Here is a 14451-nt window from a genome sequence, read left to right on the forward strand (position 1 = left end):
GACGGCTTAGTGGTCTAGATCGCGTTCTTTCATTGCCCGCTGACGATCGTAGTATTCATCTTCGGCGGCAATGATCTCATCGAGCAGTGAATCCACATCGGCTTTATGCGTATCTTCGGCGAAGTGCCCGGTAAGAAGGGTTTCCGGCGTCAGTTTGCCATCTTCATACAACGCCCAGATTTCTTTCGCGTAGCGGGTCGTCTGCAACTGCGGCGCAAAGCGGCTGTAGTATTCGGTCATGTTATTCACATCGCGTTCAAACATGGACTCGGCGTGGTTATTCGCCGCGGCATCCACGGCCTGCGGCAGGTCGATAATCACCGGCCCCTCGGCATCCATCAGCACGTTAAACTCTGACAAATCTCCGTGAACGATACCCGCACACAACATCCGCACGATATTGCGGATCATCGTCTCGAAATCCGCCACGGCTTCTTCTTCCGTCAGGATCACATCACTCAGACGTGGCGCTACCACGCCATCGCCGTCGGTGATGAGCTCCATCAGCAGCACGCCATCCAGACAAATATAGGGCTGCGGTACGCGCACACCGGCATTCGCCAGACGGAACAACGCATCGACTTCCGCCGTCTGCCAGGATTCTTCCTGCTGCTTGCGGCCAAACTTCGAGCCTTTTTGCATCGCACGGGCGTTGCGGCTGTTACGGACTTTTCGGCCTTCCTGATACTGAACGGCCTGCTTGAAACTACGCTGCGTAGCTTCTTTGTACACCTTGGCGCAACGGATCTCTTCACCGCATAAAACAGTGTAAACGTCGGCTTCTTTGCCACTTTTCAGTCGACGGACCACATCGTCTATCAGGCCGTCATCCACCAGAGGTTGGATTCTATTTGGGATTTTCATGCAGCCTTGTACCTTATTTCAGCGCGTGAGGGAATGACCTGCGCAATATTCCCTGCATTACACACCAGACACGCCGTTCGCGTCATCCTCGTTATCGCTCCGGAGCAGTCCAAAGACAGACCCCCCTAAACATGAGTAGTTTAACGTAGTGACAGCATGGTGGATACTTTCTGCACGTATCTTCTCGCTATTATGCGTAAAAATGGCCCCCTGCGCGCCCTGTTGCCCCTCCGGTTTATTCGCTGTTAATTTGGCTTAAATAACGAGAAGAGAGAACGAGTGTATTATTAAGATGTTTCCCGGTGTAACCAACGAATGCCATATATTTAGTTTTTCATTAAAATGAACTTTCCTGATTTTTTAAGCTTTTCGTGCTGTTTAACTGCCGTTTAATTAGCGCAAAAAATGGTATACGTTCTGTTTACAGTCCGGGTGATACTGTCTCAATACTTTCCCGTTGCAGGTCTTAATAATGAACAGTATTTTAATTACCGGTGCCACTGGTTTTGTCGGCGGTGCAGTTGTTGAATATCTTTTACGTCAAAAATTAACGGCGAAGAGCCAGTTATTGTTATTAGTCAGAGCCGACGATAATGCGACGGGACTCGCCAGAATCATCGATAATTTAAAGAAATTTGAATTAAGCGACGAACTGCTTTCTGCCTTAACTGAACAGTCTATTTTAACCGGCGATCTGGCCGAACCCGAAAGCTTTATTCACGACCCGCGTTTAGATCAGGTCACTCACGTGATCAACTGTGCGGCGATTGCCTCGTTCGGAAATAATCCGGCCATGTGGCGTGTCAATGTCGAAGGCTCTCTGGTGTTCGCCAAACGCATGGCGCAGGTGAAAGGCTTGCAGCGTTTCGTTCACGTCGGCACGGCGATGGCCTCCATGCCGGACAAAGACAGCGTGTTCTATGAAGGAATGCCGGACAACGAGCACAACGAAGACCTGGTGCAGTACACCATTTCCAAGCGCGCTATCGAAAATCTGGTGCGTTCAGAGTGCCCGACACTGCCGTTTGTGGTGGCACGTCCGTCGATTATCGTCGGTCACACCCAGTACGGTTGCCAGCCGTCGAGCAGCATTTTCTGGGTCTTTATGATGGCCATCAAGCTGAAGAAATTCACCTGTAACCTCGACGATGAAGTCGATGTTATTCCTGTCGATTATTGCGCCATGGTGCTGGTGAAATTATGCCTGGCCGCCGAACTGAGCCACAGCTTCTATCATATTTCGTCCGGCGCGGAAATGTGTACACCGTTCCATGAAATAGATACCTCGGTGGCAAAAGCCAATAATACTTCGCGTATTATTAATGAATACGAGCAGATCAGTTATCAGGAATTCACCGGCATTCGCAAACAATTTAAAGATGTTTTAGGGCCGTGTAATGACAAAATTATTTTACGTGCCATTAAATTGTACGGCGGATTCGCGCAGTTAAACGTGAAGTTTGATAATTCCCGGTTGATGGATATGGGCATTCCTAAACCGGCGGCATTTAAGAGTTATATTGATAAGTGTGTTTTCTCGACGCATGGTCAGACAATTCCTGAACTCATGAGAGTCGATTTTAAATAAACCGATGCGTCTGTTGAAAAATAGAGAAGGTTTAGAATAACAGGACGCGGCACAGGACATTGCCGCGTCTTTTTTTATTTTCAGCCAGGCATGCGCATCAGACCATGCCGTTGCGACCAAACAGCCGGTAACCTTCGCGCTGATTCAACCGATCGTAATACGCCGAGACGGCAGGCAGTGCCGGGCGCGACATCGGCGTCATCGACCAGCGGTTAACGGCAAGCCCCAGCACAATATCGGCCAAGGTAAAATTATCGCCCAGCACATAGTCGCCGCTGCGCTGAAGCTGCTCTTCCAGCATCTGCATATGACGGTTCCATTCGCTGACACCGGCATCAATCAGCGCCGGATCGGTGTGCTGAGGGCTGTTGCGCGCCAGTGCCGGAAACGCATATCGCCATGAATTATTCAGCTCACCCGCCTGCCAGTCCATCCACTGTTCGGTCAGCGCACGCCGTTTCGGATCCGATGACAGCAGGTCTTCCCGCCCTTCCTTCGCCGCCAGATATCGGCAAATGACGTTGGATTCCCACAATACGAATTCGCCATCGAGCACCACCGGCACCATGGCATTCGGATTCAGCGCCCTGAATTGTGGCGTCTGCACAGACTGAAAACCTGAACCAAACTGTTCCTGCTCAAATTCCAGCCCCAGCTCGTGGCAGGTCCATAACACCTTACGCACATTGATCGACGTCGATTTACCCAGAATCTTCAGCATGACTTCCCCTGACAAAATGGAACAACCGGAATAACCATCAGGCTTTGGGCTGACGGAGAAAAATCCGCGTTGCCGAGCCGTGATAGGTGGTGTCGGTGTGCGCCACAAATCCGCACTTTTCCGCCAGCCGGACTGACGCCTGATGCTCCGGCGCAATAATGCAGCATAGCTGACGATCGAGGTTTTCATCGGCCCATGACAGTACCGCCCTGGCCGCTTCGACAGCATAGCCTTTGCCGTGAAACTGCGGTGCCACCACCCAGCCCATTTCCGCCATGCCGTTGAGCGATGGCGTCATCTCCCGCTGATAATCCGCCAGACCAATTTCACCGGCGAACGCCCCTTCTTTACCGTTGTGTTTTTCAAACACAATCCAGTAACCAAAGCCCAGCATCTGCCAGTGGCCGGGATAGCGCAGTAACCGGCTCCAGCTGGCTTCGCGGCTGGACGGCGTGCCGCCAATGTATTTCACCACGGCAGGATCCGCCCACTGCGCGGCAATAGCATCAAAATCATCAATGCGATGACCACGTAAAATCAGACGTTCGGTTTCAATAACAGGCGCTTGGGCGTGCATGGTTGCTCCTCATTTCTCAGAATGACCATCACGTTAGCATTGAAGTTGAAAAGACGGGAAGTGCGGGCGGAGAAAGAAATTAAGATCCGCTGCGCAGTGCGCTCGGCGTGATACCGCGCACGGATTTGAAGCGGTGGCTGAAGTGGCTGGCGGAGCTGAAACCACATTCCAACGCGATGGCGGTGATCTCCATGCCGGTGCTTTTCAGCAGATGTTCGGCGCGGATCAGACGGGCGTTCATCACGTACTGATGCGGCGCCATGCCCATACTTTGTTTGAACATGCGGGCGAAATGAAACTCGCTCAGTTCAGCCAGAAGCGCCAGTTCCGGCAGCATCAGGGGTTGCGCAAGGTGAGCGTGAATATAGTCTTTTACCCGGTTCAGAATATGCGGTGCCAGTCCGCCGCGCACCGTCGGCAACGCCCATTGCAGATGAGTGTAGTTCTTCACCAGATGCGCCATCAGCAGATTTGCCGCACTGCTCAGCATCAGCTGATTACTGTTTTCCTGCCACTGGCTGCTGAGCAAAAAGTGGCGATAGAGCAGCGTGATCTGCGGATCTTCTTCGAACGTGCGTTCTTCCATCTGAATCGCTGCCGGGCTGCGATCCCAGGTTTGCTCCACCAGATGACGCAGATGCTCATCAGAGCAATACACATGCACGAATGACAAATCATCGCGCACATCCCAGCTCGACATGCTGTTTTTTGGCATCAGACAAAAGCGGTCCGGGCCGCCGCCGTTGCGCCAGCCACCACGGGTTTTGTGATAACACTCGTAGCCGTCGGCGACGTACAGACTCAGCGTATGGTGATCCGGGCTTTCCTGGGTCACGGTGTCATTTTTATTCGACCAGGCCGCCAGCTGAATACCTGAACTCAGCTCCACACTGTCGTGCAGAACCGCTTTGTGCTTACGCAGCGTGTCGAAAGCCTGATAAACCTTGGTCATGACCTGCACCCGGAGGAAAAAGAAGAGGCCCAGTTTACGGGTTTTGACGGCATGAGAGCCAGATATTGCCACGCCGGCGCACAAAGAAATGCGCAAGAATATGCAACTCAACCGCAAGCCGTTGAAAGCCAACGTCACCGGATTACCGCACACTTCCCTCAGACCATTATTTTTCAATGAGAGAAGTCGATGAACGCACTGCTTTATATTTCGGTGATTATTATCTGGGGCACCACCTGGTTTGCGATTTACCTGCAACAGGGCGATGTGCCGGTGACGGTGTCGATCTTTTACCGTTTCCTGCTGGCGGCGGTGATTATGCTGGTGGCGCTGCTGGCGGCCCGTCGCCTGCGCAGGCTCGCCCTGAAAGATCATCTTTTTTGCATCGTGCAGGGCTGCTGCGTCTTTTGCTTCAATTTTTACTGCTTCTATCACGCAGCGGCTTACATCACCAGCGGGCTGGAATCGGTGATTTTCTCGATGGCCGTGCTGTTCAACGCGTTCAACGGCATGGTGTTTTTCCGCCAGAAACTGGCACCGGCGGTTATTCCGGCGGCCCTCCTCGGGCTGGCGGGGATCATCACCCTGTTCTGGCACGATCTCAGCGCCGCCCACATTGCACCGGAACTGCTCAAAGGCATTGGCCTGAGCCTGCTCGGTACCTACGGTTTCTCGCTCGGCAATATGATCAGCGCCCGTCATCAGCGCCGGGGGCTGGACGTTCTGTCCACCAACACCTACGCGATGTTCTACGGCACAGCGGTGATGGGCGCACTGAGCGTGTTTCAGGGTGCCTCTTTCGCCATCGATCTGACGCCGCAATACCTCGGTTCGCTGGTCTACCTGTCAGTATTCGGCTCCGTGCTGGCCTTCGGCATTTACTTCACGCTGGTCGGACGCATTGGCGCCAGCCAGGCAGCCTACAGCACGCTGCTGTTCCCGCTGGTCGCCCTGACCGTTTCCACTTTGTACGAAGGGTATCAGTGGCACATCAACGCCGTCATCGGGCTGGCGCTGATCCTGCTCGGTAATCTGGTGATGTTCTGCCGCCCGGCATGGCTGGAGATGTTCAGGCGCAAGGCGGTGGTGTCGCTTTAAATCAGCCCAATAAACTCTCCCCGCCAATCCGCGGAATGATGCGCGCGAGCACGTCGTTAAAACCCGTAGCAGTATTCCTGATCCGGGTTTTGCGATCTGTATTCCGGCGATTCTCTCCTCTTTAAGCGGGGAGGTTAGATAATCCCGCCATTCGCCCTCAGCGTCTGGCCGTTTACCCAGGCGCCATCGGGGCCGGCGAGGAACGCCACCACGGAGGCGATATCTTCCGGCTGGCCGAGGCGTTCGAGCGGTGAGGTTTTGGCGAGGGTTTCCACCAGTTGCTCAGATTTGCCGTTGAGGAACAAATCCGTGGCCGTCGGGCCGGGAGCCACGGTATTCACGGTGATCTGGCGTCCGCGCATTTCTTTGGTCAGCACGCGGCTTAGCGCCTCGACGGCCGCTTTGGTTGCGGCATACACGCCGTACGTCGGCTGGTATAACCCGACAACGGTCGATGAGAAGTTGATGATGCGCCCGCCGTTGTGCAGGTGTTTCGCCGCTTCGCGCAGGGTGTTGAAGGTGCCTTTCAGGTTAATGTCGATGAGGCGATCGAATGCGGCATCGTCGGTGTCGGCGATGGCAGAAAGCGTCATGATCCCGGCGTTGTTCACCAGCACATCCACGCCGCCAAATGCCTGTTGCGCACTGGCAAACATCCGGCTGACCGCCGCCGCGTCGCTGACATCGGCCTGCGCGCTGATAGCCCGGCCACCTGCCTTTTCGATTTTACTGACGACTGCATCAGCCTCTGCCGCACCGCGCGCATAGTTCACGATCACGGTGAAACCGTCCCGCGCCAGACGCTGTGCGATAGCCGCGCCGATGCCACGGGATGCGCCGGTAACCAGCGCCACTTTTTGTTTGGATGACGTCATGATGTGTTTCCTTTTTGAGTGATTCGGATTCGTTGTCGCTGAGGAAAGAGTAGCCGATTGACGCTGCCGGATAATTCCCTGATATTCGTTATCACTATCCGGAAAAGGCGAACAATCATCATGGATAAACTCGACAGCATGGCGTTGTTCACCCGCGTGGTGGAACTGCGGAGTTTCACGCAGGCCGCGCAGGCGCTGAACCTGAAACGCTCGACGGTGACTGACGCCATTAAACAGCTGGAAACGCGGCTCAACATCCGGCTTTTACAGCGCACCACCCGCCACGTCAGCCCGACGCTGGATGGCGAAGCCTATTACCAGCGCTGTCTGCGCATTCTGGCAGAGGTGGAAGATGCCGAAATGGCCTTCGCAGGGGCGCAGCCGAAAGGGCTGTTGCGGGTGGATGTGCACGGCACGCTGGCGCGGCATTTCGTGTTGCCCGGCCTGCCGGATTTTCTGGCGCAATATCCTGATATTGAGTTTTACCTGAGCGAGGGCGACCGGCTGGTGGATCTGGTGCGCGAAGGCATCGACTGCGTGATCCGCGCCGGTGAGCTGAAAGACAGCGATATGGTGGCGCGCCCGCTCGGCACGCTGCCGGAAATCACCTGCGCCAGCCCGGACTATCTGCAACGGTTCGGCACGCCAGACACACCGGACGATCTCACCGGACACCGGATGATTGGCTACCGCTCCAGTGCGACCGGCGGGCTGTTGCCGCTGGTTTTTCAGGTTCAGGGCAAAACCCGTGAAATTCTGCTGCCGACACCATTTTCCGTCAACGGTGCGGAGAGCATGAAAGAAGCCGCACGGCGCGGAATGGGCATTATTCAGGTGCCAAAATACGCGCTGACTGACGATCTCGCGCAGGGAAAACTGGTGCAGATCCTGGCCGGTTTTCCGGTGGGTGCGATGCCGGTGGCTTTGCTTTATCCCCGCAACCGCCAGCTTTCGCCACGCGTGCGGGTATTCATTGACTGGATGGTCAAAGAGTTTGCGCGGCGCGATCCGCATCTGACATAGTAGATTTCTCAGGTCTGAACCCGCTACGTTGAAAGGCTAAAAATCAGGAGACGCCGATGACCCAACCTGCTGTATTGCTGCATATTGGCCGCGAAGAAACGCGGGTTACCGTCCGGCATGAAGATATCGACGAGAAAATATTGCCGCTGACACTGGGCTCACAGCTGACTTCCGTCGGCTATTTTCGTCATACGCCGCCAACGCCGGATGAAATGGAAAACGCCATTATGGTGGTCGAGGATGAAATCATCCGCATCCGCCACGATATCCCGCCGGGCGCACAATTGTTCAGTACCGACAATGATATTCGCGCACTGGCACGCATTGCAGGCGTTGCTGAAAATGAAGTGATGACGCTGTCTCTCGAGGCCGTGGAGCGCACGTTCGACCGGCTGGCATTGGTGATCAACGGACGTCCTGCGCAGTTCGAGGGCATACCCGATGGCAATGATTTCGCCGCCACTCTGCTGATTTTGCGCGAGTTTATGCATCATCTGCAATTTGCGGATATCGTGCTGAAAGGGGCGAAGTTTGAGATGTTGTGATAACAGTAACAGCCCCTCACGGGGCTGTTGAAAAGACCGTCAGGCCAGTGTTCATCGGTTTTTCAGCGCGCTCGGATCAGACTCCAGCAGCACCAGACTGCTGAGATCTGGCTGGTTTTGCTGACGCATATAATCTTCAAAGGAGATGCGCGGATGGTTGCTCTCCCAGTCTGATTGCAGCTTGCCGAGCAGATCAGTGGTTTTCGAGGTGTCCACCGGCGTGGTGGTGTCTGACTCCAGCCATCCTTTCACATATTTTTGGATATGCGTGGAAGTACTGGCGCGCTGATCCACCGACGCACTCACCAGAGCCCCCTTCTGATACTGGATATTGGTGGTGCTCTCGGCCTTGTCATCAATCTGATAATACAGATAATTTTGCGAGTTTCTGTCGGTCGTCAGGTTGAGCTGTAAACCCGACGTCAGCGCTTTGTGGTAGCTGGCGACCAGATGTGACTGCTGCTTCTGTGAAATATGCCGATCCTGCGTGCCCGTACCGGTAATACTGCTCGACTGCGACACCTGATAAGAGAAGGTGTCCACCTCGTCCGGGCGCATCGGATTGGTTTTATCCACCGGCGTCTGCGAGACAGAGGCCGTGAAGTCTGCCAGACCGGATACCATGTTTTTATCGGTCCGGGTCAGCGAGAAATACACCGGTTCTCTGGCGCTGCTTTTGTGCGTGGTCGCGCTCTCGCCATAATTCGAGTTCAGTGCCGTAAACGCATCCCTGAACATGGTCATCAGCGCATCGTCCGCGTTACCCCGGCTTCCCGCATTGTCGAACTGTTTCAGATACTGGTTCAGCGCCTGCGTCTGCTGACTTTCCGTACCCAACAGGGCGCGCTTACTCATGTCCACGCTGATATTCACGGTGCCGTCGATCCCGGTGGATTTCACCGAGCGGGTACTGGCGTCAGCGTGAAAATCCAGCGTCCGGGTATTTTCAGTGCCCAGACTGGCGTGCAAATCCACCGACGTCAGCACCGAGGTATCAAACTTTGTCAGTCCGCTCAGATCGAGCTTCGGCGGCTGCGCCGTCAGGCCATCAATCGCTTTCTGAAAACCTTCCGCCATGTTCGCCAGCGCCTTGCGGTCGGCATCGCTCAGCGTGCCTTTGCTGACATTCACCTGCACGCCGAGCCCGTCATCATCACTGCCGAGCGTGATCTCCACCAGCGCGCCGCTGGCGGTTTTAATACTCAGGCTGATCTGATTGTCGGCTTTGGTGTGGAGTTGGGTTTGGGCGGCGACGTTACCCGCAGAACTGGCGGACTGAGCGGAAGTCTGCTTCATCACCGATTGCGAATAACTGCCGCTGTCGGTGGTAAAGCGTTCAAGCAGGGCGGCACCGAGTCCGGAAAAACGCGCCGCATTACCGGCGTTACTGAAATTCGAGGCGAGCTTTGAAGACATCAGGTCGCTGGAAGAACGTTCCCAGACCAGTGCCGGTTTGGTGATGTTGTAGACCGGCGACGTGGCATCGGTCTGGCCGATCATTACCGCGGCGGATTGCGCCGTTGTCGCTTGCTGCTGACTGGCCGACGGAGACACCGTGGCCGTCGTTTTGGTGGCGGTAAGCAGCGTATTAAGCGCCTGATTACCTGTCGCAGAGATAACTGTCATCCTGATGAGTCCCTATGTTTTTGCGTCATAGCGCCAGTGGATACCTTGATCCTTCTGATGTTATTTTCGGCAAAAACACAGGAAACTTTAAGGAGTTGTAAAAACTTATTTCCTGCGCAATACAGGTTATTCCAGCGGGCCGCCCAGAATGGTTTCGCACATGCCGGAGAGAATGCGCTCGCCGGTTTCGGTTTTCAGATCTTCGTACCATTGTTCGGTGACGGCCATCTCTTTGCCGTGGGTCACGTCGCAGCGTTTGCGGGCTTTCAGCACCAGATCTTTCACGCGGTACGCGCGTTTTTCCTGATAACGCAGCAGCGCATCTTCAATGCCTAACGAATTGGTTTGCAACATATTCGCCAGTACCACGGCGTCTTCCATCGCTGCGCAACCGCCCTGCCCGATATCCGGCGTGGTGCTGTGGCCGGAATCGCCGAGCAGCGCAATTCGCCCTTTCACCAGTTGCATAAACGGGTCGATGTCGTGGATTTCGACGCGGTTAGTCGTCTGCGGGTCAATCTGGCGGATCAGCTTCTGCACCGGTTCCGCCCAGCCTGTAAAATAGCCCTGTAAATCGTCGCGTACGGTGGTGCGATCCTGCGGTAAACCTTTCGGCAGCGGCACGTCAAAGAAGAAGTAGAAACGGTTGCCGCTCACCGGCATCAGGGAAACGCGTTTGCCTTCGCCGACAAACGTCGTCCACTGATCGGCAGGGGCGATGCTTTCGTCGATTTCCACCAGACCGTTCCAGTTAACGTAACCGGCGTAGCGGCGCTCTGTGGCGTAGCCCAAAACATGCTGGCGGATAATGGAATGGGTGCCGTCGGCGGCGATCAGTAAATCGCCGGTGGCAGATGTGCCGTCATCAAACCAGGCGGTGACGCTGTCGGCGGATTCCTCAACGTGCGTCACCCGCTTGCCAAACTGCACCCGATCGCGGCCATATGTGTCGAGCAACATCGCCTGAAGTTCCGCGCGTGCCACCGGATAAGGCTGCTCGCCAACGCTCTGAATCAGCGGATCCATACTGAATCGCGTCATGGTCTGGCCTTGCTGATATTCTTTGTAGGCCATAAAACGCATGTTACCGCCAAGCTCGCGCAGCGCGTCTTTCATGCCGAGATAGTTCAGGCACTTTACGCCGTTGGGCCAGATGGAAATCGCCGCGCCGACCGGTTTGATCTCTTTCACCGCCTCAAAGACCGCCGTCTCGATCCCAAAACGCTTCAGCGCAATCGCCGCACACGTACCGCCAATACCGCCACCAATCACGATCGCTTTCATATATTTCTCCTTGAAGTCTCTCAAGGAAAAAGCAATTTCTGTACCAGAAAGACAATTTGCCGCCGAAGCCTTGTATACAATCTTAAGTGAAATCAGAAACTGCCGGAGTGCGGGAGTGATGCCCTAAAACAAGGCGTCCTTTTGGAGCAGGAGGCACGAAACCACCGCGCAATGAGCCAGTCTGGTGCGGCGGCGTGAAGGTTGATACTCTCCCCGGTATTCAAATTTCAAATACCACAACCATAAGTAGTGATGAAATGAATCGCTATCCCATGTTCAGCCCGCAGCAGTTACTCAGTTTTGTCGCCGTGTGTGAAACCGGCAGTTTTACCCGCGCCGCCGACCGCGTTCATCTGTCGCAATCGACGGTCAGCCAGCAAATCCGTCGCCTGGAAGAGGCGTTAGCGAAACCGCTGCTGGAACGCACTTCCCATCAGGTTCAGCTCACCGAAGAGGGCGAACGTCTGCTCGGCTATGCCCGGCGGATCATCGCGCTCAACGGTGAAGCACACGATGCGCTGAGCGACCAGTGGCCGGACGGCGTGGTGCGACTCGGCGTACCGGAAGATTTTGCGGCAGCGACCACCTCCCTGCTGGCGCAGTTTTGCCGCGCCCATCCGCATATCCGCCTCGACGTCACCAGCGGCCTGAGCCACGAACTGCGCCGCGCCTGGCAGCAGGACATGCTGGACATCATTCTGGTGAAACAGCTGACCGGCGAAAAAGCCAATGCCTCACGCCCCGAGCCGATGCTGTGGCTCGACAGCGCCGAGTATCCGGCATTTGAGCGCAATCCGGTGCCGCTGGTGCTGTTTCCGCTCAATGCGCTGTATCGCGAAGAACTGTGTCAGGCGCTCGATGCCCTCGGGCGCAGCTGGCGCATCAGTTACAGCAGCGCCAGCCTCGCCGCGCTGGTGGCCGCCAGCGCCGCCGGACTGGGCGTCACCTTATTGCCCGCCAGTTGCCGCCTGCCGGCGCACCGGGTTTTGGGCACCGAAAGCGGATTACCGCAAGTGGATAACGTCGAACTGGCGCTGTTTTACCGCCCCGATGCCACGCCTGCGCAAATCGCACTGGCCGGAAAATTAAAGGATTTTTGTCAGCTCAGTTAGCCATTAGGTTTCCCACTGGCTGGCAGTGGGAAAAATCGCAGCCGGAACCGGCGATATCTTTTAGGGTGAAAGGGAAACAGCATCCTCCCGCATCATGATTAAGGAATTCGACGTGCAAAATCCTCAGCAACAAAGCCGCAGACACTTTCTCTCTCATAGCGCCAAAATCACCGCGACCGGCGCACTGCTGACCGCAGGCATGGCCTCCGGCATCGCATCAGCAGCGCCGTTTAAAGCAGGCGCGATGGATGAAAAATGTGACGATGCCAGCCAGATCAACGCGATTACTGCGCCGCACTATCAGCTGCGCAATGTGCGGCTGGAAGAGGGTTTTGAGCGCGAAGGCGAGACAGTCATTGCCACCAAAACCGGCCTGTACAATCTGGACATCAACAACGGCAAAATCGTGGCGATCCAGCCTGCAAAAGAGGCACCGGTCAGCACCTTACCTGCCTTTGATGCGCGGGGATTACTCCTGCTGCCCGCCACGCGCGACATGCATATTCACCTCGACAAGACCTTTTACGGCGGCAAGTGGGAAGCGCCGCGCCCGCGTAAAGGCAAAACCATCATGGACATGATTGCCCGCGAACAGGTGCTGATCCCGCAACTGTTGCCGACCTCGGTGGAACACGCAGAGGCGATCATCGGCCTGCTGCATTCCAAAGGCACCACCGTGGCGCGCAGCCACTGCAATATCGACCCGGTGAGCGGCCTGAAAAGCCTTGAGCATCTGAAAATCGCGCTGGAAAAACATCAGCAGGATTTCAGTTGTGAAATTGTGGCATTTCCGCAGCACGGTCTACTGCATTCGAAAGTCGACGGGCTGATGCGCGAAGCGATGCAAATGGGCGTGCAGTACGTCGGCGGGCTGGACCCGACGAATGTAGACGGCGCGATGGAAAAATCCCTCGATGCGATGTTCCAGATTGCGCTGGATACAAACAAAGGCGTGGATATTCATCTGCATGAAACCACGCCTGCCGGGATTGCGGCGGTGAAATACATGATTCAGACCGTGAAGAAAAACCCGCAACTGAAAGGCAAAGTGACGCTCAGCCACGGTTTCGCCCTGGCGATGATGCAGGGTGCGGAACTGGAAGGCGTGATCGCCGGGCTTTCCGAGCAGCAGTTCACCGTCGCCTCCACCATTCCGCTCGGCAAACTGAACATGCCCCTGCCGCAGCTCAGCCAGAACGGCGTATTCGTGATGACCGGCACCGACAGCGTGATCGACCACTGGTCGCCGTTCGGCACCGGCAGCATGCTGGAAAAAGCCAGCCTGTACGCCCAGCTCTACGGCAACTCCGACGAATTCGGCCTGACGCGTTCCCTCGCCATCGCCACCGGCAACGTCCTGCCGCTCGACGACAGCGGCAACCGCCAGTGGCCCGCGGTGAACGATAACGCCGAAATGATCCTGGTCGACGCCAGCTGCTCCGCCGAAGCGGTAGCCAGGGTGTCCGAGGTGAAAGCGACGTTCCATCAGGGACGGCTGGTGTTCGGGGCTGTGGGGAAAGTTTGAAGGATGAGAGATTCCTGAATGCCGGACAACAAAAAGCCCCTTTCGGGGCTTTTTCATTTCTGACATGGATGCCCGAAGGCAGGTATCAGAACGGGATATCGTCGTCGAAATCCATTGGGGGTTCATTGTTCTGTGCTGGCGCGTTGTTTTGCGCAGCCGGACGAGCCTGCTGGCCGCCGCTGAACTGGTTGCCGCCTTGTGGCTGCTGAGGCTGACCCCAACCGCCTTGCTGACCGCCTGACTGGCCGCCTGCTGCCTGGCCGCCGCCTGCTGGTGCGCCGCCGCCGGTACGGCCGCCGAGCATCTGCATGGTGCCGCCCACGTTAACGACAACTTCGGTGGTGTATTTTTCAACGCCAGCCTGATCGGTCCATTTACGGGTTTGCAGTGCACCTTCGATGTAAACCTGAGAACCTTTTTTCAGGTATTCACCGGCAACTTCCGCCAGTTTGCCGAACAACACAACGCGGTGCCATTCGGTTTTTTCTTTCTGCTCGCCGGTGGCTTTGTCACGCCAGCTTTCGGAGGTCGCCAGTGTCATGTTGGCCACTGCGCCGCCGTTTGGCATGTAGCGGATTTCCGGATCTTGTCCGAGATTACCGACGAGTATTACTTTGTTTACGCCTCTGCTGGCCATGTGGATTCTCCTGATGATGTATGT

Annotated in this window: 14 protein-coding genes; 6 read left to right on the top strand and 8 right to left on the bottom strand. The window is 55.8% G+C overall.

All coding sequences use genetic code 11. From position 1 onward, the window contains the following. Nucleotides 1-6: 6 nt before the first annotated feature. Nucleotides 7-864: a PA4780 family RIO1-like protein kinase gene (locus ED901_RS02150; RefSeq protein ID WP_122094513.1), complete on the bottom strand. Its 858-nt coding sequence runs from the start codon at nucleotides 862-864 to the stop codon at nucleotides 7-9. 472 nt (nucleotides 865-1336) lie between these two features. On the opposite strand from ED901_RS02150, the gene ED901_RS02155 reads away from it, so the two are divergent. Further along, nucleotides 1337-2452, top strand: coding sequence for an SDR family oxidoreductase (locus ED901_RS02155; protein ID WP_122094514.1), 1116 nt, complete (start codon nucleotides 1337-1339; stop codon nucleotides 2450-2452). A 97-nt stretch (nucleotides 2453-2549) separates the two neighbouring features. On the opposite strand, the gene ED901_RS02160 is transcribed toward ED901_RS02155, so the two are convergent. From ED901_RS02160 to ED901_RS02170, 3 genes are all read right to left on the bottom strand, one after another. Next, nucleotides 2550-3173 carry a glutathione S-transferase family protein gene (locus tag ED901_RS02160; RefSeq protein WP_056776120.1) on the bottom strand — a complete coding sequence of 208 codons (624 nt, stop codon included), beginning with the start codon at nucleotides 3171-3173 and terminating at the stop codon, nucleotides 2550-2552. Between the two features lie 37 nt (nucleotides 3174-3210). After that, on the bottom strand, nucleotides 3211-3750 hold the full coding sequence (locus ED901_RS02165; protein WP_122094516.1) for a GNAT family N-acetyltransferase: 540 nt from the start codon (nucleotides 3748-3750) through the stop codon (nucleotides 3211-3213). Between the two features lie 79 nt (nucleotides 3751-3829). Continuing rightward, nucleotides 3830-4702, bottom strand: coding sequence for a helix-turn-helix domain-containing protein (locus ED901_RS02170; RefSeq protein WP_056776116.1), 873 nt, complete (start codon nucleotides 4700-4702; stop codon nucleotides 3830-3832). A 189-nt stretch (nucleotides 4703-4891) separates the two neighbouring features. Between ED901_RS02170 and ED901_RS02175 the strand changes: the two genes are divergently transcribed. Beyond that, the gene (locus tag ED901_RS02175) at nucleotides 4892-5800 is read left to right on the top strand and encodes a DMT family transporter (RefSeq protein WP_122094518.1); all 909 of its coding nucleotides are present in this window, start codon (nucleotides 4892-4894) and stop codon (nucleotides 5798-5800) included. A 134-nt stretch (nucleotides 5801-5934) separates the two neighbouring features. On the opposite strand, the gene ED901_RS02180 is transcribed toward ED901_RS02175, so the two are convergent. After that, nucleotides 5935-6675, bottom strand: coding sequence for an SDR family oxidoreductase (locus ED901_RS02180; RefSeq protein ID WP_122094520.1), 741 nt, complete (start codon nucleotides 6673-6675; stop codon nucleotides 5935-5937). A 120-nt stretch (nucleotides 6676-6795) separates the two neighbouring features. Between ED901_RS02180 and ED901_RS02185 the strand changes: the two genes are divergently transcribed. Both ED901_RS02185 and ED901_RS02190 read left to right on the top strand, forming a co-directional pair. Beyond that, entirely contained in the window at nucleotides 6796-7698 is a 903-nt protein-coding gene (locus ED901_RS02185; RefSeq protein ID WP_122094522.1) for a LysR family transcriptional regulator, read from the top strand. Between the two features lie 56 nt (nucleotides 7699-7754). Next, entirely contained in the window at nucleotides 7755-8243 is a 489-nt protein-coding gene (locus tag ED901_RS02190; protein WP_122094524.1) for a hypothetical protein, read from the top strand. Nucleotides 8244-8294: 51 nt separating this feature from the next. Here the strand turns inward: ED901_RS02190 and ED901_RS02195 are convergent, their stop codons facing one another. Both ED901_RS02195 and hpxO read right to left on the bottom strand, forming a co-directional pair. Beyond that, entirely contained in the window at nucleotides 8295-9869 is a 1575-nt protein-coding gene (locus ED901_RS02195; RefSeq protein ID WP_122094526.1) for a hypothetical protein, read from the bottom strand. A 126-nt stretch (nucleotides 9870-9995) separates the two neighbouring features. Continuing rightward, complete coding sequence (hpxO, locus tag ED901_RS02200) at nucleotides 9996-11153, bottom strand: FAD-dependent urate hydroxylase HpxO (protein WP_122094528.1); 1158 nt, start codon at nucleotides 11151-11153, stop codon at nucleotides 9996-9998. A gap of 257 nt (nucleotides 11154-11410) precedes the next feature. Here hpxO and ED901_RS02205 point away from each other — a divergent pair, with 257 nt between their 5' ends. Together ED901_RS02205 and ED901_RS02210 are read left to right on the top strand one after the other, a co-directional pair. Continuing rightward, nucleotides 11411-12265 (top strand): LysR family transcriptional regulator, encoded by an 855-nt coding sequence (locus ED901_RS02205; protein ID WP_056776103.1) that lies wholly within the window; start codon nucleotides 11411-11413, stop codon nucleotides 12263-12265. A gap of 94 nt (nucleotides 12266-12359) precedes the next feature. Beyond that, nucleotides 12360-13790 carry an amidohydrolase family protein gene (locus ED901_RS02210; protein ID WP_122094530.1) on the top strand — a complete coding sequence of 477 codons (1431 nt, stop codon included), beginning with the start codon at nucleotides 12360-12362 and terminating at the stop codon, nucleotides 13788-13790. Between the two features lie 85 nt (nucleotides 13791-13875). On the opposite strand, the gene ED901_RS02215 is transcribed toward ED901_RS02210, so the two are convergent. Continuing rightward, on the bottom strand, nucleotides 13876-14427 hold the full coding sequence (locus tag ED901_RS02215; protein ID WP_056776099.1) for a single-stranded DNA-binding protein: 552 nt from the start codon (nucleotides 14425-14427) through the stop codon (nucleotides 13876-13878). Nucleotides 14428-14451 lie beyond the last annotated feature (24 nt).

The organism is Rahnella sp. Larv3_ips (genome assembly GCF_003697865.1).
Classification (GTDB): Bacteria; Pseudomonadota; Gammaproteobacteria; order Enterobacterales; family Enterobacteriaceae; genus Rahnella; species Rahnella rivi.